We start from the raw sequence: 19,393 nt of genomic DNA, 5'->3' as shown, positions 1-19,393 counted from the left end.
AGGCGTTTTTTCTATACCGTTGGGCTATCAATATTAGCGTTGTTGATGTAGCGCAAAAGAAGTCCGGTTAACAGCCTGTTGCAAGTGCAGCTCAGTGTATCGAGGCGTAGTATTAAATTAAGTGCTCTGGGTGTTTCGGTGCCCGGAAGAGGAGCTATTTATATTACGGGGTAAGTGTTTATGGCTGAAGAGAAGAAACAGAGTAAAACAGAAGAGAAAACGCCTACAGATCTTAGTGTGGTTGATACCAAGAAGCCCACTCCCCAGGTTGAAGATACGAATCAACAAAAGCTTGAGTCCCAGGTTCAGCAACTTAAAAAGAGCGTGGCTCAACTCAAGGCCGAAAAGAGTAAGGCGCTGCGCCAATTCAGTCGGGAAGAGGAGTTAAAGCCTTATCAGGCAGAGTTGATAAAAATGCAGCAGTATCTGGAAAAAACCAGTACACGCATGATTATTCTGTTTGAGGGTCGGGATGCTGCAGGGAAAGGTGGCACCATCCGCCGTGTCACGCGGTATATGAATGAGAAACATTACCGGGTGGTGGCTCTGGGGAAACCGACCGAGCATGAGAAGACCCAGTGGTTCTTCCAGAAATATGTCCAACAATTTCCACGGGGTGGTGAGGTCGTGCTGTTTGATCGAAGCTGGTACAACCGCGCTATGGTTGAGCCGGTGTTTGGTTTCTGTAGCGATGACGAGTATAAAAACTTCATGCTCGGTGTGAGTGGTTTTGAGAAGGATCTGGTGCGACAGGGTACGATTCTGATCAAGCTCTATTTCAGTGTCACCAAGGCAGAGCAGGCGCGCCGGTTTAATCGGCGTAAAAATGACCCCCTTCGTCAGTGGAAGTTGAGTGAGGTGGATGTGCAGGCCCAGGAACGCTGGGATGATTTCACTAATGTGAAGTATGAGATGCTGCGTAAAACCAATACGACGCATGCGCCCTGGACGATCATACGTTCCAATGACAAGCATAAGGCCCGGCTGAACGCCATTAAGATGGTTCTCAATGCGGTGCCCTATGAGCGGCTGAATCCTAAGTTGAATTTTGTCCCTGACCCCGAGGTTTTGGTGTCAGGTTCAAGGGAGTTGGAGATCATGGAGGCGCAGATGTTGAAGAAGGGGAAGTTTACCCATTGATTCACATTATGACAGCACCCATAGGCAGGGGCTTGTAGCAAAGCCGGTCATTTTGGCCGGTTTTGCATATCACTGATGGCGTGGTCGGTAATGCATGGAACTTAGCGTAGTCCAAATTGTGGCGGTGTGCGGTACCTGGATACTCTACGGGTTGCTCCACTCCCTTGTCGCTTCATTGAAGTTTAAGCACTGGGTAGCCAATCATTGGCCTCAGTATATGCCGCTCTATCGCCTGATGTTCAATCTGTTGGCTGGTATTGCTCTATTACCCCCGCTGCTATTGATCTATCTCTGGAGGGGCCCCTACCTTTGGCAGTGGAGTGGCATAGGTTGGTTCATTGCTAACGGGTTGGCGCTGCTAGCGCTGGCGGGTTTTGCATGGTCGTTACGCTATTATGACGGCAGTGAATTTCTCGGTCTGCGCCAGTGGCGTGAACGAGCCCGTCAGGTTGAGGATCAAGAGCGTTTCTATATTTCTCCGCTGCACCGTTTTGTTAGGCACCCTTGGTATTGTTTGGGGCTGGTTATTATCTGGACGCGGGATATGGATGCGGTATTTCTGATTTCCAGCTTGATGATGACAGGTTACTTTGTTGTTGGATTGCGGCTAGAAGAGCGGAAACTGATGGTTTTTCACGGCGATCGCTATCGCACTTATCGTGACAGGGTGCCTGCCCTGTTCCCTCTTCCCTGGCGATATCTGAGGAAAAGTGAGGCCGAGGCACTGATGCGAGAGTCATCCGAGTAAAAAAAGAGATCATTGGCCCTTCAGTATCGGTTGAATTGGTCGCCCCATTAGGGAGGTTGCCCGTTGATTACTGTTCTGGAGATGTGAGCGTATCGACAGGTTTGCTTGCCGACAATTGGCATAGTGTCATTATCAGTTATTTTAGGGTCAGGTGCGGGATGTTCCTGGGCTCTGATAGAACTTTAACAGGGGTGAGTAATGCAGGACTATTCTGAGAAGCGGGACTTTTATCGCATGGCGGTCGATTGCTCTGCTCGGTATCGCGTAATCGATGCTGGTTCCGTACAAAATGCTGTGGTTAAAGATCTCAGTGCGGGAGGATTGCATCTGCGCACAGAAAGCGCAGTGGATGCGGACGCGACCCTCAATGTGGAAATACGACCCATCAAAGATATCACGCCTCCCCTGCATGCGGTGGTGAAGGTGATTCGTTGCTCAGCGGCAGAAGATGAAAAGGGTGGCTATGCAGTTGCCTGCAGCATTGAGCGCATGCTTCCAGTGGAGGAAGTCGGTCCTGATTTCCCCTGATCGCCAAAATAACAAAGCGGGCATCTAAAGCCCGCTGCTTTCTAGAAATGGCCTTCAACCCGATTAGCGGTGCCCCCTGCTAGAAAATCCAGAATATTATGGGTGACGCCGTCGAGTAGTCGCTGCCGCGCTTCTCTGCTGGCCCAGGCATTGTGGGGCGTAACGATGAGATTGGGGATATCGGTCTGCAGGAGCGGGTTGTCATCACGTGGCGGTTCTTGGGTCAGTACATCCACACCTGCGCCGCCAATCTGACCGGCTCTGAGTGCCAGGGCCAGGGCCTCTTCATCCACAATGCCACCGCGGGCGGTGTTGATCAGCAGGGCATCTGATCGCATCAGCGCCAACTCCTTTGTGCTAATCAACCCCTGCGTATCCGTTGTGAGTGGGCAATGCAGCGTGAGGATATCAACCTGGGGCAGCAATTCATGGAGAGGAAGTCGTCCCTCCCGAGCGCCTCCGCCTGGGCGTTGTGCCAGTAGTATGGTCATATCAAAGGCTTCAGCGATCCGTGCCACGCCCCTTCCGAGTGTTCCGAAACCAACGATACCCAGGCACTTTCCCGCAATCTCCCGGATTGGAAAGTCAGTGAGGCAGAAGGTGTCACTGCGTTGCCAGTCACCGCGTTTGATGGCGGCTTGGTAATCGATCAGGCGGGTAGAGAGGGCCAATATAAGGCTGAAGGTGTGTTGTACCACTGTAGCAGTGCCATAGCCCGTGACGTTTGTGACCCCAATGCCCAACTCAGCGGCTGCGGCGAGATCGACATTATTAGTGCCTGTGGCTGTCAGACAGATCAATTTGAGCTCTGGGGCGTTTTCCATCAAAGGGCGATCAATGACCACCTTGTTGCTGACAATCAGCTGTGCGCCCTTGATCCGTGCGGCGGTCTGGGCCGGTGAAGTGCTGGGAAACAGTTGCCAGTCGAAGGGCGTCCCGGTCAGGCCGGCTAGATTCAGGTCATTCTTATCCAGGGTGCTGGTATCGAGAAAGACGGCTTTGGCCTGTGGCATGCTGAACTCCTGGTCTGTATATTTCCGCTACCGTTGATTTTACCAATGAATGGCGTGAGCGACCTCTTTTATAGGCAATTATTACTTTCAACTTACCCTATGATTTTAATGGGTTTGTCAGGTGTGATGTTGGATAAGACCTACTGTTTTTGTCTAGTTTGAGCTAAAATCATCGGTTCTTCTGAACGTCACCCGTTAAACAGACGCTTTTCAATCGATGGCACCATGAGTGACCCCCTCTGCCGAGTTAAAAGATTCTATGGCTGAAGCTGCAACTGAACCCCAGCGTATCCGCGAGATACCCTATAACTACACCTCATTTTCAGATCGAGAAATCGTCATTCGTTTTCTCGGAGAGGAGATGTGGCAGGTGATTGAAACACTGCGTGGCAGTCGGCGTACTGGCCGATCGGCACGCATGCTTTATGAAGTGTTGGGTGATATGTGGGTCGTGGTGCGAAATCCCTATCTGCAGGACGATCTGTTGATGGATGTCGGTCGCCGGGGTGCGCTGATTGATGCTCTGAAGCATCGCCTGGATCAATTCGAGGCACGCACTAACGGTAATGAGGAAGCCATTCGCTTGCTAGCCTCTGCGCGAATCGCGGTAGAGAAGTTCTCCGCCTGTTTTCAACGTAACCACGATCTGCGGCGCCAGGTCAGCCGCACGCTGTCGAAAATTACCCGCCGGGACAATATCGATTTTGGTGGGCTTGCTCGCGTATCCCACGCGACGGATGCAACCGACTGGCGTGTTGAAGTCCCATTTGTGGTGATCTGTCCTGACCATGAGTCTGAAGTAGCGGCGATTGTTAAGTCCTGTATTGAGTGCGGACTGACCATTATTCCACGGGGCGGCGGTACCGGTTATACCGGTTCTGCCGTACCTCTTGATCCCTATTGCGCCGTCATCAATACCGAGAAATTGGAGCAGATGGGCGAGGTGGAACTCTCATCTCTGCCGGGCGTTGAGGCGCCGGTGCCTACGGTTCATGTGGGTGCGGGTGTGGTGACCAAACGGGTTTCCGATCTGGCCGCTCTCCAGGGGCTGGCTTTTGCGGTTGATCCAACCTCCCAGAACGCCTCCACCATCGGTGGCAATATTGCCATGAATGCGGGTGGCAAGAAGGCGGTATTGTGGGGCACGACCCTGGATAACCTCGCTTCCTGGCGTATGGTGATGCCGGATGCGAGTTGGTTGGAAGTTGAGCGCCTGAATCACAATCTGGGCAAAATACACGAACAGGAGAACGTCAGCTTTCGGATTAGCCGTTATCAGACCGATGGTAAAACGCTGGCAGGTGAGCCACAGATCCTCGAAATGCTCGGTTCCAGCTTCCGTAAGGCGGGTCTCGGTAAGGATGTCACAGACAAATTTCTCTCTGGACTACCCGGTGTTCAGAAGGAGGGGTGTGACGGACTGATTACTTCAGCGCGTTTCATTCTGCACCGTATGCCGGCTCATGTGCGAACAGTCTGTATGGAATTTTTCGGGTCTGATCTCTCCAAGGCGGTCCCGGCTATTATCGAGATCCGGGACAGCATCGCCCAGGCTGAAGGTGTCCAGATGGTTGGTCTGGAACATCTGGATGAGCGTTATATCAAAGCGGTCAAATACAGCACAAAAGCCCCCCGTCGCGAACGGCCAAAGATGGTCCTGATTACTGATTTGATCGCTGATGATGAAGATGCAGTGGCTAAAGCCGCCTCGGAAGTCGTCAGGTTGGTGAATGCGCGTGAAGGTGAGGGTTTTATCGCGGTCAGTCCTGAGGCTCGCCGAAGGTTCTGGCTGGATCGCAGCCGAACGGCGGCCATCTCTGCCCATACCAACGCCTTCAAGGTGAATGAGGATGTGGTCATCCCGTTGGAGCGGTTGGCCGAATACAGTCGCGGTATTGAGCAGATCAATATCGAGCAGTCGATCAGCAATAAGCTGAAGATCATGCAGGCGGTGCTTACCTATCTACAGGGGGGCATGCCTGAGTTGCGCCTGCCCGAGGAGTATGAAGAGTCCGAAGAGAGTCGCGCCATTCTTCAGGCCAAACGGTCTGCGGCCTGTGAAGTGGTTGTAACCGCCGAACAGCGCTGGCGCACCATTCTGGAAAACCTGGAGGCGCCCGCCGAACATTTTCAGGGGTTGCTGCGGGACAAGGAGCTGAATCGATTACTGCCCGGCGACAGCCTGCTCGACATGATGCTGCGGCGTGACCTGGTGCAGAACTATCGCAAAGAGGTGGCGGCACGACTGAACGAGATCTTCGATGGCCAGGATATGCTGGCCGTGCAGGCGCGTCTCAACGCCGTGCATGCCGAAATTCGTGATGCACGACTGTTTGTCGCCCTGCATATGCATGCGGGGGACGGTAATGTGCATACCAATATACCGGTGCATTCGCATAACTATGAGATGCTGCATGAGTCCGAACGCATGGTCGAGCGGATTATGCATCTTGCCAAATCTCTGGATGGTGTGATCTCAGGTGAGCATGGCATCGGTTTGACCAAGATCCAGTTTCTCGAAGAGGACAAGCTGCGTGATTTTGTGGCCTATAAGGAGCAGGTAGATCCTGGTCGAAATTTCAATCGTGGCAAGTTGATGCCGGGATCTAATCTGGACAGTGCCTATACCCCGTCACTGCGTTTGGTACAGCAAGAGGCCATCATCCTGGAAGCGAGTGAACTGGGTGAGCTGAATGACGATGTGAAGCACTGTCTGCGTTGTGGAAAGTGCAAGCCCGTCTGTATGACCCATGTACCAAGGGCCAATCTCCTCTATTCGCCTCGCAACAAGATTCTCGGTACCGGATTGATGATCGAGGCATTTCTCTATGAGGAGCAGACCCGGCGCGGTATCTCAATGCGCCACTTTGAAGAGATGAATGATGTGGCGGATCACTGCACCATCTGCCACAAGTGTCTCAATCCCTGCCCCGTCAATATCGACTTCGGTGATGTAACCGTGCGGATGCGTAAGATCCTTACCGAACAGGGAAAGAAGCGCCGCAATATCGGTACTTGGGCGGCCATGTCATTCCTTAATACCACCGATCCTCGCACGATTCGCAGCCTGCGCAAAGGCATGCTGGAGTGGGGGTTCAAGGGGTTGGCGTTGGGACATGAACTGTTCAAACGTGCCGGCATGTTAGGCCGGGGTAAGCAGATACCCAAAAGCACTACGGGAAAGCCTGAACCCAAATCACTGATCGTGGAGTTGGTGCGGCGCCCCATTCGGGTGGCGTTGCCGAAGAAGACTACGCGTGCCCTGTTGGGTATTGAGGAGGACGGAATGATCCCTATATTCCGTGATCCTGCCCGCGTCACGGATGAATCGGATGCCATCTTCTATTTCCCTGGCTGTGGTTCGGAGCGGTTATTCAGTGATGTGGGGCTGGCGACGATTGCCATGCTCTATGAGTTGGGCAACGAGGTGGTTTTACCACCGGGCTATCTCTGCTGCGGTTATCCGCAAACGGCCGCTGGTCAATATGCTAAAGGGCAGGAGATCACTACGGGTAATCGTGTGCTATTCCACCGTGTCGCCAATACCCTGAACTATATGGATATCAAGACAGTAATCGTCTCTTGCGGCACCTGTATTGATCAGCTCATGAAATATGAGTTTGAGAAGATTTTCCCCGGCTGTCGACTGATGGATATCCATGAGTATTTGATGGAGAAAGGTGTCGTGTTGGAAGGGGCTAATAGTACGGAATACCTCTATCACGATCCCTGCCATAGCCCAATCAAGCAATACAATCCAACGGATGTAGCATCCAAGCTGATGGATAAGAAGGTGTTGCTGTCTGATCGCTGTTGCGGTGAGGCAGGTACTTTGGGAACCGCCAGACCGGATATCGCCAGCCAGCTCCGTTACCGCAAGGTGGAAGAGCTTGAGCAGGGTATCAAGGAACTCACCGGGAATGAGCATGCAGTGGAAGGCAACGTGAAAATGCTTACCACTTGCCCGGCCTGCACCCAGGGGCTCAATCGGTATAAAGATGAGACGGGTCTGGAAGTCTCCTACATTGTGGAAGAGCTGGCCAAGAACCGATTAGGCGATGATTGGCAAAAAACCTTTGTCGAGCGTGTACTCAAAGGTGGTATCGAACGGGTGCTGCTCTAAGGTGAGAGTGGGCACCTTTTTGTGCCCACACGAAAACCTGGGTTAAGTCTAAACCGCCTCAGGTATACCGGGATTAGTTATTCCGGTGCCGAATCATCTCCTGCAGTCTGCCATGCGCCTCCTCGGGTGCATCGGGTGTTTGATCCAGTAACTGTTTGGCAGTTTCAATCAATGCGGTCATTTGGGTTCCGTCAAACAGCGAACAGGCGGCCTGCAGTGCATCAGCGGTCGATGACAGCAATGTGGGTGCCAAGTCGGCCCCTGATATTGCAGAATCCGGGTCTAGCAAGTCGGCCACCAAGGGATAATCCAGCAGTGCATAATGGGCGGCTCTGGCCGCCTCTTCATCAGCAAGTTCCTGTAACGCTACCTTGTCGCTGCCTGCCCCTTTTTTTACAGCATGCATGATGACGGTTACCAGCTTTCCAATAGCCTCTTTTGTCTCCTGCTGATCATCGACCATCCTGGAGGCCTGCTCGTAAGCCTGGTCCAGTCTCTCCTTGATGGAGAGTATCAGCTCACTCTCTGCATTGGTCGGCAATTTAACGGCTTCATGAACCAGGGCTCTGAACTCAGTGATGAAGGTGACCAGCTCTTCATGATCCAGTCGTTGAGCTTCATCTAACATGGCTTCTGTCAGTGTGCGTTCAGCCTCAGGGAAGAGTGGATTGTCCTGTTTGCGGATCAGGTGACGCTCACGTTTTCCTGGAATCTGACTTAATCTCAATGGCATAAGCTACTACTCGTCATTGTTGGGTTTATAGGGCAGGCGCCAGCCTTTGAGCAGGCCACCTTTTCCGGGTGTGGAGGGTTCATCCTCAATCTCTGGGCCAAGCAAAATAGCTAGCCAGCGGGTATCGTCGTTACTGTCCAGGGCGATCTTGATGGTCATGGTCAGCGGTACCGATAGGAACATGCCCACCGAACCGAGCACCCAACCCCAAAACACCAGGGAAAGAAACACGACCAGGCTGGAGAGTCCCAACCCTTTGCCCATGAAGCGGGGCTCGATCACATTACCGACTAAATTGTTCGCGAGGATGTAACCAAGACCCGCCCAGGCGGTTCCTGCGGGACCTAATTGAATCAATGCCAGAAGCAGAGCGGGTATGGCCGCAATGATGGAGCCGATATTAGGCACATAGTTGAGAAAAAAGGCGATGACACCCCAGAGGACAGGATAGTCGACTCCAACGACCAGCAGCCAGACGTAGATTATGATACCGGTCAGCAGGCTGGTACCGGTCTTGATCGCCATGTAGCGTTTGATGTTCTCAATGAACTGATCAAAGTGGACGAATGACTGCTCCGGATTATCCAGAATACGGTGGAGTTTTGCTGGGAAGCTGGAGGCCTCCAGCAGGATAAAAACCACAGTCAAAAGTATCAGGAAGGTGTTGGTCAGTAGTCCACCCAAACTGCTTAATCCTTGGGCAGCCATAGACATTGCCTTGGCGGGATCCAGCAGCTTGGAGAGTATCTCCTGGGGTACAGGTACGCCCACGCCGGAGAGCCAGGTCAGTCCGTCATTGGTGAGGGTCTTGAGTTTTGCCTGATAGGTCGGGAGCTGGGTGGAAAAGTCATCGACCGCATTACCTACCAATACCCCCAGCAACAGGCCCGTAGAGGCGATGGCGAGTATCACCAGAATGATGGCGATGATGGAGGGTACCTTGTAGGCACGCAGGAATAACAGGGCGGGTGCTGCAATGATAGCGATGAAGCCCGAGAGCAGAAATGGCACCAACACACTCTGCGCCTCCCGCATCCCGGCGACAACAATGACGAAGGCTGCAGTGATTAGCAGGATGCGTCCACCACCGGGTGTCCGGCCCAGATCCCCCACTACTGATACTCTGGGATTGGGTTGATGCGGGTCCATGAAGTTGTTTCCTCATTGAACTCCCAAAGCTGTCGATCGGTCAGACTTTTCTCAACCTGGCGGTCATCGAAGATATAGCTGATGACAGCGGTTTGACTGGCCTGCTTTTCTGAAACCAGGTCGGGTGGCTGCACCACCTTGTAGTCAGTAATACTGATGTTATTCAGGTTTGCGGGAATGACGGCCTTTTCAGCAAGATCCTTGTGCAGGTAGTTGTAGGCTTGGCCGGGATAGCCCCAGCGAATGGCTGTCCGGTAATTCTTCAGCGTCTCTTGAAGAGACTCCTCCTTTTTATCCTGCATCATATTCAGGGTTTTGCACCCGCTCAGCAGGGCCACCACTAACAGCAATCCAACGGTTCTCAGGACGGTTCCGTTCATCGTTTACTCCTCATGTGTTCCCGGCAGTTTAACCCGGATCATCTGAAAAATGTACGTGGCCATTATTCAATCAGCCAAATGGTTCACGGTGGGCAGGACAGAAACGCTTTCCAGTGGCACGGATAAGACAAATAACAGGAGAGAGGTTATGATGCGCCGCTGGTTAAGGAGCGAATTAATGACAGAGTGCGTAGAACAGGAACCGTTGAAAGAGGTACAGATCGACGGCAGTAAGGTGACGCTATTGGGGACGGCTCATGTCTCCCGTGTCAGTGCCGAAAAGGTAGAAGCGTTGCTGGAGAGTGGCCAGTATGATGCCGTGGCGGTCGAGCTCTGTCCCAGCCGTTACCATGCCATCCTGGACCCGGATGCGCTCGCCCGTATGGATCTGTTTAAAGTGATCCGCGAAGGCAAGGCCAGTATGGTGGCGGCCAATCTGGCTCTAGGGGCTTATCAGCAACGATTGGCTGAGCAGTTTGGTATAGAGCCAGGGGCTGAGCAGTTGGCAGCCATTCGTCATGCCCAGGCCCATCATAAGCCCATCTTACTGATTGATCGGGAGATTGGCGTGACCCTCCGACGGGTGCTGCATAACGTACCCTGGTGGAAGCGCTTTGGATTGTTTGCCGGACTGTTGGGTAGCCTGTTTTCCCGTGAAGAGGTTAGCGAAGCAGATATTGAAGGGCTGAAAGAGGGCGATATGCTGGAGCATACCTTCGCCGAGTTTGCGGAAGATCGTCAGGATCTTTTTTTACCCTTGATTGATGAGCGTGACCGCTACATGGCAGCAAGGCTGTTGCAGGAGGCAAAGACGCAGTCGCCTGAGAATATACTAGCGGTGGTGGGTGCAGGGCACCTTAAGGGGATAAACCAATACCTGACAGAGGGTATGCCCAGACCAGAGCGCGTGATCGAAAAGCTTGATCACCTGCCGGTACCAAGTCGCTGGCCCAAGGTAATTCCCTGGCTGATTGTGGCGCTGATTGTCACCGGTTTTGCCATTGGGTTTATGCGCAGTCCGGAACTGGGCTGGCAACTGATCATGGATTGGGTATTGATTAACGGCGTTCTCTCAGCGCTCGGCGCATTGATTGCGGCGGCGCATCCACTGACTGTTTTAACGGCCTTTGTTGCAGCACCTATCACCTCACTCAATCCCACAGTCGGCGCAGGTATGGTGACGGCGGCTGTGGAGATTTATCTGCGTAAACCCGAAGTGGGCGATTTCAGCAGACTCAAACATGACACTACCGAAATCAAGGGGTGGTGGCGTAATCGGGTCTCCCGCACGCTGCTGGTGTTTCTGTTCAGTACTCTGGGTTCTGCTGCCGGTACCTATCTGGCGGGTTTCAGGATCTTTGATCGATTGGCCGGCTGATCCGAATTACCCCGTTGCCTTGATCTGCTCAACCCGGTTCTGCATGGCCGCAAAATAGACCACCGGAATCACGATCAGGGTCAGCAGCGTCGATACCAGCAGACCAAAGATCAGTGCCACGGCCAAGCCGCTGAAGATCGGGTCATCCAGGATAAAGAAGGCACCCGCCATAGCGGCCAGCGCAGTAAGGACGATCGGTTTTGAGCGCACCACGGCCGAGAGTACAACGGCCTTCTCCAGCGCCATCCCATCGCGTACCTGCTGATTGATAAAATCCACCAACAGTATGGAGTTGCGGACGATAATCCCCGCTAGCGCGATCATGCCAATCATTGATGTGGCCGTGAACTGACGATCGAGCAGCGCATGTCCGGGCAGGATGCCGATCAGGGTAAGTGGAATCGGCGCCATGATAACCAGCGGTACCAGATAGGAGCGGAATTGGGCCACCACCAGCAGATAGATCAAAAGCAAACCCACGCTGTAAGCGATGCCCATATCCCGGAAGGTTTCATAGGTCACTTGCCATTCACCGTCCCATTTCAGGCTGTATTCATAGGGGTTTTCCGGTTGGCTGAGAAACCATTGTTGCAGACCATCCTGCTGTTGAAGTTGATCCGAAATAGCGAACAGCCCATACAGCGGGCTGTCAGTCTCTCCCGCCATATCGCCTGTGACATAAACTACCGGCAACAGATCTTTGTGGTAGATGGCATGTGCCCGATGGGTCTCTATCGGTGTCACCACCTCGGATAATGGAATGTGGCGCCCGTTCTCAGCGGCAATACGCAGGGTTAGCAGTTGTGTGATATCGGTTTTGTCTCCCGGATGATATTCAACCCGAATGGGTACGGCGTATTTAAGATTTTCCCCGTGTAGATAGCTGACATCCTCACCGGCTAGCAGCATGCCAAGCGTCCGGGTAATCTCTGATTGTGCGATGCCCAACCGGGCGGCTTTTGCACGATCGACCTGAAGCAATATTTTCTCTGAAGGGTGTTCTACCGAGTCATCGACATCGACAATGTCCGCCGTGGCTTCAAACAGGTTACGCAGCGCCTTGGCTTGGGCAATCTGCCCCGTGTAATCGATCCCGTATACTTCACCAACTAAAGGCGCGTGCACCGGGGGGCCGGGTGGCAGTTCGACGATCTTCGCGTTACCGCCGAACCGGGTAGCGATTGCTTGCAGCGGCGCCCTCACAGAGAGTGCCACCTCATGACTTTTACGTTCTCGCAGGTGCTTATCCAGCAGATTCACCTGTATGTCACCCAGATTGGCGCCTTTGCGCAGGTAGTATTGCCGTACCAGGCCATTAAAACTGATCGGGGCGGAGGTGCCGGCATAGACCTGATAATCGGTCACTTCAGAGACTCCCCCCAGGTATCGTCCCATGCTGTCCAGCACACGCGTTGTCTGCTCCAGGCTGGTGCCTTCTGGCATGTCGAGTACGACCTGAAACTCAGATTTATTATCAAAAGGCAGCATCTTGAGAACTACGGACTGGTTGGCTACCAGCGCAAATGAGCCACCAATCAGCACCAGTACAGAGAGAAGCAGAAGCCAGCGCATGGCTCGCCCCCGGCTTCCCTGTAGGAAGGGTGGCATGATGTGATTAAACAGCCGGCCTATCCAGGTAGCGTTGTTATCTTCCGGCGCATGTGCACCGATTTTGTGACTGATCCGATGCAGTGCTTTATGTGTTAGCCAGGGGGTAAAGATAAAGGCGACAGCAAGGGAGATCAGCATGCCGAGTGATGCGTTAATCGGTATGGGACTCATATAAGGCCCCATGAGCCCCGTTACAAAGGCCATCGGCAGCAAGGCGGCAATCACCGTAAAGGTGGCCAGGATGGTCGGTCCGCCCACTTCATCGACCGCCGCCGGGATGGCCTCTAACAGATTTCTGGCACCGAGAGCCAGATGGCGATGGATGTTCTCAACCACCACAATGGCATCATCTACCAGTATGCCGATAGAAAAGATCAGGGCAAACAGGGAGACCCTGTTCAGGGTGAATCCCCAGGCCCAGGAGGCAAACAGTGTAATAGCGAGGGTTACGACTACTGCCGCCCCTACGATCAGTGCCTCTCGCCAGCCCAGTGCAATCAACACCAACAGAATGACTGAGGCGGTGGCGAATATCAGTTTGCTGATCAACTGTTTCGCCTTGGTATCGGCTGTTTCACCATAGTTTCGAGTCACTGTGGCCTTGATATCACTGGGTATGAATGTGCCTTTCAGCTGCTCGAAGCGCTCAATAACGGCGCGGGCAATTTCCACGGCGTTGGTGCCCGGTTTCTTGGCAATGGCAATGGTGACTGCAGGGGTGGTCGTGGTCAGATTGAGCTGTTTCTCTGCAGCGCCTGGTCCGGCGCCCAGCCAGACATATTGATCCGGCTGATCAGGCCCGTGACGGATCTCTGCTACATCACGCAGATAGACCAGTCGGTCTTGATGGCTGGCAACCACCAGGTCACCGATCTCTTCACTGTTGGTGAGAAAGGCTCCTGCTTGGATCAGAATCTCATGGTTATCACGGGTGATCGTCATATCATCCCTGACGCTGTTGCCAGACTGGAGTGCTCGCCTGAGCTGGTTCAGATCAATGCCATAACCGTTCAGGGCCTGTGGGTCGAGCCGAACGCTAATAACCCGGGTTGGTGCGCCAAGCGTATAGATGTCGCGGGTACCTGGTACCCGCTTTAGTTCCGCCTCAATCGCATGGGCTACCTGACCCAGTTCGTAGGCGCCGGTGGAAGGATTTTCTGAATGAAGTGTCAGTGTGACGATAGGTACATCGTCAATGCCCTTCGGCTTGATGATGGGTTGCCCCACGCCCAGATTGTTGGGTAACCAATCCTGATTTGAAAATATTTTATTATACAAGCGAACAATGGCGTCCGTACGGTCCACACCTACTCGATACTGCAGTGTAAGAACCGCCATGCCGGGTCGTGAGGTCGAGTAGATATGCTTGATGTCTTCTATCTCTGAGAGCACCTGTTCGGCAGGCGTCGCGACGAGATTTTCAATTTCGGTGGCGGTAGCACCGGGGAAGGGGATAAAGACGTTGGCAAAGGTAACATTGATCTGGGGCTCTTCTTCGCGGGGCGTCACCAGAATGGCGAAGAGGCCGAGCAATAGACCTACCAGGGCCAGTAGCGGAGTAATTTCTGTAGTGAGAAATCGTGCGGCTATGCTACCCGATATACCCAGCTTACTCATTGGCAATCCCTTTGCTTTGGAGCATTAACAAGCTACCGGCTTTTATCGGGTCGAGGGCGACCCTTTCGTCTGCATCCAGACCTGAAAGCACGGTGATCCTGTCGCCATTCCGTTTTTGTCCCGCCTGGATGTGTCGCAGTAAGGGTCTGTTATCCGCGTCAACAACATAGACGGCCGTTACTTCGCTGCGATAGATCACGCTGGAGGCGGGAATCAGCAGGGCTTCTGTTTGGCCAATTTCAAAAATTGTTTTTACCAGCATACCTGGAAACAGGTCGGTGATACCGGCAGGGAGCTTCAGTCGTACCTTGAAAGTCCCACCTGAGGGGTCTGCAAAGGGGAAAATGGTGACGGACTCGACCGCAGTGACCCGGTTGTCCGGGAGTATCACCTCGACGTTAGCTTGTTTTCTGATATCTGCTACCAGGCTTTGGGGTATCTCGACGCTGACACGCAGTAGTTCGAGTGAAATTCCGCTGATTAATCGTTGACCTGGCGAGGCGGTTTCTCCCAGCTCAATGAGTCGATCTGTGACAATGCCTGAATAGGGTGCACGTACCTGGGTATAGGCCAGCTGCTCCTCTGCTTGGGAGAGTGCTGCACTGGCCGCTTCCTGGCGAGCCTTTGCTGACTTCAGAGTGGCGGTCACTTTATCCATGGCAGACTGTGCAACCAGTTTGCGTGCAAAGATCTCTTGGGTGCGCTCGTGCTCTTTGCGTGCTTCCTGAAGTTGTGCCATAGCGGCATTTAGCTCAGCTTTGACTTGATCCAATCGGGCGCGTTGTTCGGTATCTTTCAGGCGAATGATGACACTTCCCTGTTCGACAAAGTCATCCACGTCCACCAGTATCTCAGTCACCTGTCCTTGTGTTTGCGCGGAGATGGTTGATTGTTGGGTGGCCTCGATCACGCCATCAAACTGATACGTCCGGGGTATTGTTGCCAGCTTTGCCGCTTCAGTGAGCAGACTATCGGTAGCCTGCAGTGGGCTGCAGATAAGGATAAATAGAATTAGCATAAGAGGGCGATGCGTCATGGCAGATTCTATCTCCTGGGTGCGGTTCATGGTCTATAGGTGAAATCTCTAAGCCTATAAACTGAACAAATAGCTTTTATTTGAATGATTTATCGTATTTGCCTTCTACTCTTTTATCCTACATCGACTACCCGGTTCAAGATAGAGCATCATTTTTTGCTTGTCGTAATACTTTTGCATATCGGTTGCATATATTGATAATTCATAATGCTTAGGCATGTCGCTCGTCCCGGGAAGACGGGTATACTTCTGACTGGTCCCACAATGGAGAAGAATAATGGAGCTCTTTGCAATAGCGGTACTGGTGCTGGCTATCGTGATTGTCGTACTGGGTGCCAAGCGGGTACCGCAGGGTATGGAGTACACCGTGGAGCGGTTTGGTCGTTATACCAAGACGCTTCGTCCTGGCCTGAACCTGATTGTCCCCCTGGTCGATATTGTCGGCGCCAAACTCAATATGATGGAGCAGGTGTTGGATGTCCCCTCTCAGGAGGTGATTACCAAAGACAACGCCATGGTCACCGTGGATGGCGTGGTCTTTTATCAGATTTTGGATGCAGCCAAGGCGGCCTATGAAGTGAGCCAGCTGACCCATGCCATCTTGAATCTGACCATGACCAATGTGCGAACGGTCATGGGCTCTATGGATCTGGATGAACTGCTCTCCATGCGTGACCAGATTAATGCCAAGTTGCTGGAGGTGGTGGATGATGCCACAACGCCCTGGGGTATCAAGGTCACTCGTATTGAGATCAAGGATATCTCCCCGCCTCGCGATCTGGTCGATTCGATGGCCCGCCAGATGAAGGCGGAGCGTGAGAAGCGAGCGCAGATTCTAGAAGCCCAAGGGCATCGTCAAGCTGCAATTTTGAAGGCAGAAGGCGAGAAAGAGGCCGCTATTCTTGAGGCGGAAGGTGAGAAAGAGGCGGCTTTTCGGGAAGCTGAGGCGAGAGAGCGTCTGGCAGAAGCGGAAGCAAAGGCAACCATGATGGTGTCGCAGGCGATTGCAAAGGGTGATGTGAATGCGATTAATTACTTTATAGCTCAGAAGTATACAGAAGCCCTGCGGGATATTGCCTCTGCCCCAAATCAGAAGATCATAATGATGCCGCTTGAAGCATCGTCGCTGATTGGCTCTATTGCAGGGATATCTGAAATTGCTAAAGAGGCAATAGCTAAGACTGCTCGGAGTGAGTCGTAATGGAGTGGCTGGATAACGCGACTTACTGGCACTGGTGGGTGCTGGGGGTGATATTGATCGTCTTGGAGGTATTCTCTCCCGGAGCATTCTTTCTATGGATGGCCGTTTCTGCTGGTATCGTCGGTTTTATACTGCTAGTGGTGCCGGATGTGAGTTGGGAGATTCAGATCCTCACCTTTGCACTGTTCAGTGTGGCAAGCATTGTGGCATGGCGTCTGTATCTGGTGAAAAACCCAACCAAAAGTGATCAGCCGCGATTGAATCGTCGGGGGGAGCAGTATGTAGATCGTATTTTTACCCTTACTGAGGCGGTTGTGAATGGCCAGGGTAAAATCAAGGTCGATGATACAACTTGGAAAATCAGCGGTGATGACTGTCCTGCTGGATCGCGAGTGAAAATCGTGGGTGTCGATGGTGTGGTGTTAAAAGTGAGCTTGATCGATTGATTCCGCTAGAAAAGATTTATAGGCGTATGCTAGCCTTAGGCTGTTTTCAGTAATTATGCACACATATAAAAATGTCTAGTTCGAAGTATCAACTTGTATTCAGTGGCAAGCTGCTTAAGGGTTTTAAGCACGCTGAAGTTCAGAAAGCGCTCGCTCATCTTTTGAAGATACCGTTGGATCAGGCGGGTCATCTGATACAGGGCGATCGTTTCAGGATAAAGAAGGCCCTGGAAAAGGATAAGGCAGAGCGTTTGCTGGAGAAGATCATCCTTCGTGGTGCTGAGTGTTCTGTTGAGCCTGTACGTAACAAGGAGAGTAAGCCGATTAAGTCAGCCGCCGAGGCCGACCCGGTTGATCAGGTTGACACTGAGCTGGTCGATACAAGTGAGCGATTGACGCTGGACTTTTCTCATGGTGGTGATGCCTCATCAGTCAACGATGAGTCACCTTTGACACTCGATTTGCCTGAGCTGACTCCAGATGATGACAATACCCGCCCCATGGCTGTTGTTAAACCGGAACGCTCGTCGGGTGATGAAATTGTATTGGCCTCTTCTCCGGAGGTGGCCGAATTCAAGCCGGAAGATGACTCTGAAAATGTAGGAACATTCTATGAGCGGGGCGTTGGTACACGCTCGAAGGATGAGGAGAAATCTGCGGTTAATAAAAAAAATCAGCTGTATATCGTGTTGGCGGGCTTGATCGGCGTGGTGGTGGCTGCTTGGTTGCTGATGCCTATGCTTATGGAAGAAGAGCCAACACCTGTAGTCAGTACAGCCCCAGCAGTACCTGTCGACCCTCAGCGTGCACAAACTCTTCGGCGGCTAGAGCAGCTTAACCGTTCAGTGAGCGTGTGGATGATTCAGTACGGCTCTGGCTTCAATCCAGCTCAGGTAACCCTGGAACGCCTGCAGCAGGACCTTAAAATGAGTGAGCAGGATATGTTAGATGGTTGGGGTACTGCGCTCCGGTTTGAACCTGAAGCGCAGGTTTATAGGGTTATTTCAGCGGGTCCCGATAAGGAATTTGGTACCGGTGATGAGCTTAAGCGAGAAACCGCTACGGCCCGAAAGTAATCAGCGTGTCCCGAAAACAACAATGGTTTTGCCTTTGACGTAAACCAGGCCCTGTTCCTCCAGGTTCTTGAGTACGCGCCCGGCCATTTCCCGTGAGCACCCCACGATACGACCAATCTCCTGGCGTGTGATGCGAATCTGCATGCCGTCGGGATGGGTCATGGCGTCAGGTTGTTTGCACAATTCAAGCAGTGTGCCTGCTACGCGTCCTGTGACATCCAGAAAAGCCAAGTGTCCGACCTTCCGGCTGGTATGGATCAAGCGCTGAGTTAGCTGACCACCCAGCGCATATAGGATATCCTTTGCATGCGCACGAAGGTCACCATCAAACAGCTGCTCGAGTCGGGCATAGCTGATTTCAGCGAGCATGCAATCGGAACGGGTGCGTACCAGTACGCTGCGATTGGATTGAGCGAGGAAGAGTCCCATCTCACCGATGAAATCGCCTTTGTTGAGGTAGGTAAGGATAATCTCTTTGCCATCTTCATCCTCAATCAGGATAGTGACTGATCCGTCCACTATATAGTAGAGAATATCAGCCCGATCGCCCGGATGGATGATGTCCGTCTTGGCAGGATAGCGGCGTCTATGGCAGAACGATAGAAAAGGCTTGAGAAAAGCGGGATCCTGTTCTGGTGGCTTGATAATACTCATGTATGACCTTCTGGTTAAGGACTGGGAATGAAACGTTCCACCTAGGATTCTAGGTTAGCTCTTCCGAATTGTCGATCTATGCTAGGCTTCAAACCTTTATTAACTTGCGAGTATGTGATGAAAGCACGGGTAAAATGGGTAGAACAGACCCTTATGGTGGGTGAATCGGGTAGTGGACATGCCATCGTGATGGACGGCCCTCCTGATTTTGGTGGTCGTAATCTCGGTGTTCGGCCGATGGAGATGCTGCTTTTGGGGCTGGGTGGATGTACTCAGTTCGACGTGGTGCATATATTGCGCAAGGGCAGACATGAGATCACTCTTTGCGAGGTGGAGTTAGAGGCCGAGCGTGCCGAGACCGATCCCAAGGTCTTTACTAAGATCCATGTTCATTTCAAAGTGGCGGGACCCGGCCTGACAGAAAAGGCCGTGGAAAGAGCCGTCAAGTTGAGTGCCGAAAAATACTGCTCGGCGTCCATTATGCTGGGGCAGGTGGTGGAGATCAGTCACGACTTCGAGTTGGTCACCGATTGATACAGTGTTACCTGTCTATTTCTTCA

General features: G+C 52.6%; 16 protein-coding genes. 9 read left to right on the top strand and 7 right to left on the bottom strand.

Annotated features, from left to right (window positions below):
- Positions 1–180 precede the first annotated feature (180 nt).
- The 3 genes from ppk2 (at position 181) to FHP88_RS04425 (ending at position 2,416) form a co-directional block, all read left to right on the top strand.
- Positions 181–1,140: a polyphosphate kinase 2 gene (gene ppk2 / locus FHP88_RS04435; protein ID WP_144357808.1), complete on the top strand. Its 960-nt coding sequence runs from the start codon at positions 181–183 to the stop codon at positions 1,138–1,140.
- A gap of 94 nt (positions 1,141–1,234) precedes the next feature.
- Positions 1,235–1,888 (top strand): methyltransferase family protein, encoded by a 654-nt coding sequence (locus FHP88_RS04430; protein WP_144357807.1) that lies wholly within the window; start codon positions 1,235–1,237, stop codon positions 1,886–1,888.
- A gap of 198 nt (positions 1,889–2,086) precedes the next feature.
- Positions 2,087–2,416: a PilZ domain-containing protein gene (locus FHP88_RS04425; protein ID WP_144357806.1), complete on the top strand. Its 330-nt coding sequence runs from the start codon at positions 2,087–2,089 to the stop codon at positions 2,414–2,416.
- 41 nt (positions 2,417–2,457) lie between these two features.
- Here the strand turns inward: FHP88_RS04425 and FHP88_RS04420 are convergent, their stop codons facing one another.
- The gene (locus FHP88_RS04420) at positions 2,458–3,429 is read right to left on the bottom strand and encodes a 2-hydroxyacid dehydrogenase (RefSeq protein WP_144357805.1); all 972 of its coding nucleotides are present in this window, start codon (positions 3,427–3,429) and stop codon (positions 2,458–2,460) included.
- A gap of 259 nt (positions 3,430–3,688) precedes the next feature.
- Between FHP88_RS04420 and FHP88_RS04415 the strand changes: the two genes are divergently transcribed.
- Entirely contained in the window at positions 3,689–7,552 is a 3,864-nt protein-coding gene (locus tag FHP88_RS04415; protein WP_144357804.1) for a DUF3683 domain-containing protein, read from the top strand.
- Positions 7,553–7,625: 73 nt separating this feature from the next.
- Here FHP88_RS04415 and FHP88_RS04410 read toward each other — a convergent pair whose 3' ends face one another.
- From FHP88_RS04410 to FHP88_RS04400, 3 genes are read right to left on the bottom strand one after another with little or no spacing between them, the layout of a single operon-like run.
- A complete protein-coding gene (locus tag FHP88_RS04410; RefSeq protein WP_144357803.1) occupies positions 7,626–8,285 on the bottom strand; it encodes a hypothetical protein in 660 nt (219 codons plus the stop codon).
- Positions 8,286–8,291: 6 nt separating this feature from the next.
- Positions 8,292–9,434, bottom strand: coding sequence for an AI-2E family transporter (locus FHP88_RS04405; RefSeq protein ID WP_144357802.1), 1,143 nt, complete (start codon positions 9,432–9,434; stop codon positions 8,292–8,294).
- On the bottom strand, positions 9,398–9,814 hold the full coding sequence (locus FHP88_RS04400; RefSeq protein ID WP_144357801.1) for a hypothetical protein: 417 nt from the start codon (positions 9,812–9,814) through the stop codon (positions 9,398–9,400). Before FHP88_RS04400 ends, FHP88_RS04405 begins: the two co-directional genes overlap by 37 nt.
- Before the next feature lie 178 nt (positions 9,815–9,992).
- On the opposite strand from FHP88_RS04400, the gene FHP88_RS04395 reads away from it, so the two are divergent.
- A complete protein-coding gene (locus FHP88_RS04395) occupies positions 9,993–11,192 on the top strand; it encodes a TraB/GumN family protein (protein WP_144357800.1) in 1,200 nt (399 codons plus the stop codon).
- A 6-nt stretch (positions 11,193–11,198) separates the two neighbouring features.
- Here the strand turns inward: FHP88_RS04395 and FHP88_RS04390 are convergent, their stop codons facing one another.
- Entirely contained in the window at positions 11,199–14,420 is a 3,222-nt protein-coding gene (locus FHP88_RS04390) for an efflux RND transporter permease subunit (RefSeq protein WP_144357799.1), read from the bottom strand.
- On the bottom strand, positions 14,413–15,456 hold the full coding sequence (locus FHP88_RS04385; protein WP_144357798.1) for an efflux RND transporter periplasmic adaptor subunit: 1,044 nt from the start codon (positions 15,454–15,456) through the stop codon (positions 14,413–14,415). Before FHP88_RS04385 ends, FHP88_RS04390 begins: the two co-directional genes overlap by 8 nt.
- A 277-nt stretch (positions 15,457–15,733) precedes the next feature.
- On the opposite strand from FHP88_RS04385, the gene FHP88_RS04380 reads away from it, so the two are divergent.
- The 3 genes from FHP88_RS04380 (at position 15,734) to FHP88_RS04370 (ending at position 18,179) form a co-directional block, all read left to right on the top strand.
- Positions 15,734–16,657 (top strand): SPFH domain-containing protein, encoded by a 924-nt coding sequence (locus FHP88_RS04380; RefSeq protein ID WP_144357797.1) that lies wholly within the window; start codon positions 15,734–15,736, stop codon positions 16,655–16,657.
- Positions 16,657–17,103, top strand: coding sequence for an NfeD family protein (locus FHP88_RS04375; protein WP_144357796.1), 447 nt, complete (start codon positions 16,657–16,659; stop codon positions 17,101–17,103). Before FHP88_RS04380 ends, FHP88_RS04375 begins: the two co-directional genes overlap by 1 nt.
- Before the next feature lie 71 nt (positions 17,104–17,174).
- The gene (locus FHP88_RS04370) at positions 17,175–18,179 is read left to right on the top strand and encodes a hypothetical protein (protein WP_144357795.1); all 1,005 of its coding nucleotides are present in this window, start codon (positions 17,175–17,177) and stop codon (positions 18,177–18,179) included.
- Here FHP88_RS04370 and crp read toward each other — a convergent pair whose 3' ends face one another.
- Positions 18,180–18,833: a cAMP-activated global transcriptional regulator CRP gene (gene crp, locus FHP88_RS04365; protein WP_144357794.1), complete on the bottom strand. Its 654-nt coding sequence runs from the start codon at positions 18,831–18,833 to the stop codon at positions 18,180–18,182.
- 117 nt (positions 18,834–18,950) lie between these two features.
- Here crp and FHP88_RS04360 point away from each other — a divergent pair, with 117 nt between their 5' ends.
- Positions 18,951–19,367: an OsmC family protein gene (locus FHP88_RS04360; RefSeq protein WP_144357793.1), complete on the top strand. Its 417-nt coding sequence runs from the start codon at positions 18,951–18,953 to the stop codon at positions 19,365–19,367.
- Positions 19,368–19,393 lie beyond the last annotated feature (26 nt).

The organism is Sedimenticola selenatireducens (assembly GCF_007625115.1).
In the GTDB taxonomy this organism is placed as follows: Bacteria; Pseudomonadota; Gammaproteobacteria; order Chromatiales; family Chromatiaceae; genus Sedimenticola; species Sedimenticola selenatireducens_A.
Note: the sequence above shows the minus strand (reverse complement) of the source record. Positions and strands in the feature narration are given on the sequence as shown.

Coding starts and splice junctions, on each gene's coding strand:
- ppk2 (WP_144357808.1), top strand. CDS start 181: ATGGCTGAAGAGAAGAAACAGAGTAAAACAGAAGAGAAAACGCCTACA.
- FHP88_RS04430 (WP_144357807.1), top strand. CDS start 1,235: ATGGAACTTAGCGTAGTCCAAATTGTGGCGGTGTGCGGTACCTGGATA.
- FHP88_RS04425 (WP_144357806.1), top strand. CDS start 2,087: ATGCAGGACTATTCTGAGAAGCGGGACTTTTATCGCATGGCGGTCGAT.
- FHP88_RS04420 (WP_144357805.1), bottom strand. CDS start 3,429: ATGCCACAGGCCAAAGCCGTCTTTCTCGATACCAGCACCCTGGATAAG.
- FHP88_RS04415 (WP_144357804.1), top strand. CDS start 3,689: ATGGCTGAAGCTGCAACTGAACCCCAGCGTATCCGCGAGATACCCTAT.
- FHP88_RS04410 (WP_144357803.1), bottom strand. CDS start 8,285: ATGCCATTGAGATTAAGTCAGATTCCAGGAAAACGTGAGCGTCACCTG.
- FHP88_RS04405 (WP_144357802.1), bottom strand. CDS start 9,434: ATGGACCCGCATCAACCCAATCCCAGAGTATCAGTAGTGGGGGATCTG.
- FHP88_RS04400 (WP_144357801.1), bottom strand. CDS start 9,814: ATGAACGGAACCGTCCTGAGAACCGTTGGATTGCTGTTAGTGGTGGCC.
- FHP88_RS04395 (WP_144357800.1), top strand. CDS start 9,993: ATGACAGAGTGCGTAGAACAGGAACCGTTGAAAGAGGTACAGATCGAC.
- FHP88_RS04390 (WP_144357799.1), bottom strand. CDS start 14,420: ATGAGTAAGCTGGGTATATCGGGTAGCATAGCCGCACGATTTCTCACT.
- FHP88_RS04385 (WP_144357798.1), bottom strand. CDS start 15,456: ATGACGCATCGCCCTCTTATGCTAATTCTATTTATCCTTATCTGCAGC.
- FHP88_RS04380 (WP_144357797.1), top strand. CDS start 15,734: ATGGAGCTCTTTGCAATAGCGGTACTGGTGCTGGCTATCGTGATTGTC.
- FHP88_RS04375 (WP_144357796.1), top strand. CDS start 16,657: ATGGAGTGGCTGGATAACGCGACTTACTGGCACTGGTGGGTGCTGGGG.
- FHP88_RS04370 (WP_144357795.1), top strand. CDS start 17,175: ATGTCTAGTTCGAAGTATCAACTTGTATTCAGTGGCAAGCTGCTTAAG.
- crp (WP_144357794.1), bottom strand. CDS start 18,833: ATGAGTATTATCAAGCCACCAGAACAGGATCCCGCTTTTCTCAAGCCT.
- FHP88_RS04360 (WP_144357793.1), top strand. CDS start 18,951: ATGAAAGCACGGGTAAAATGGGTAGAACAGACCCTTATGGTGGGTGAA.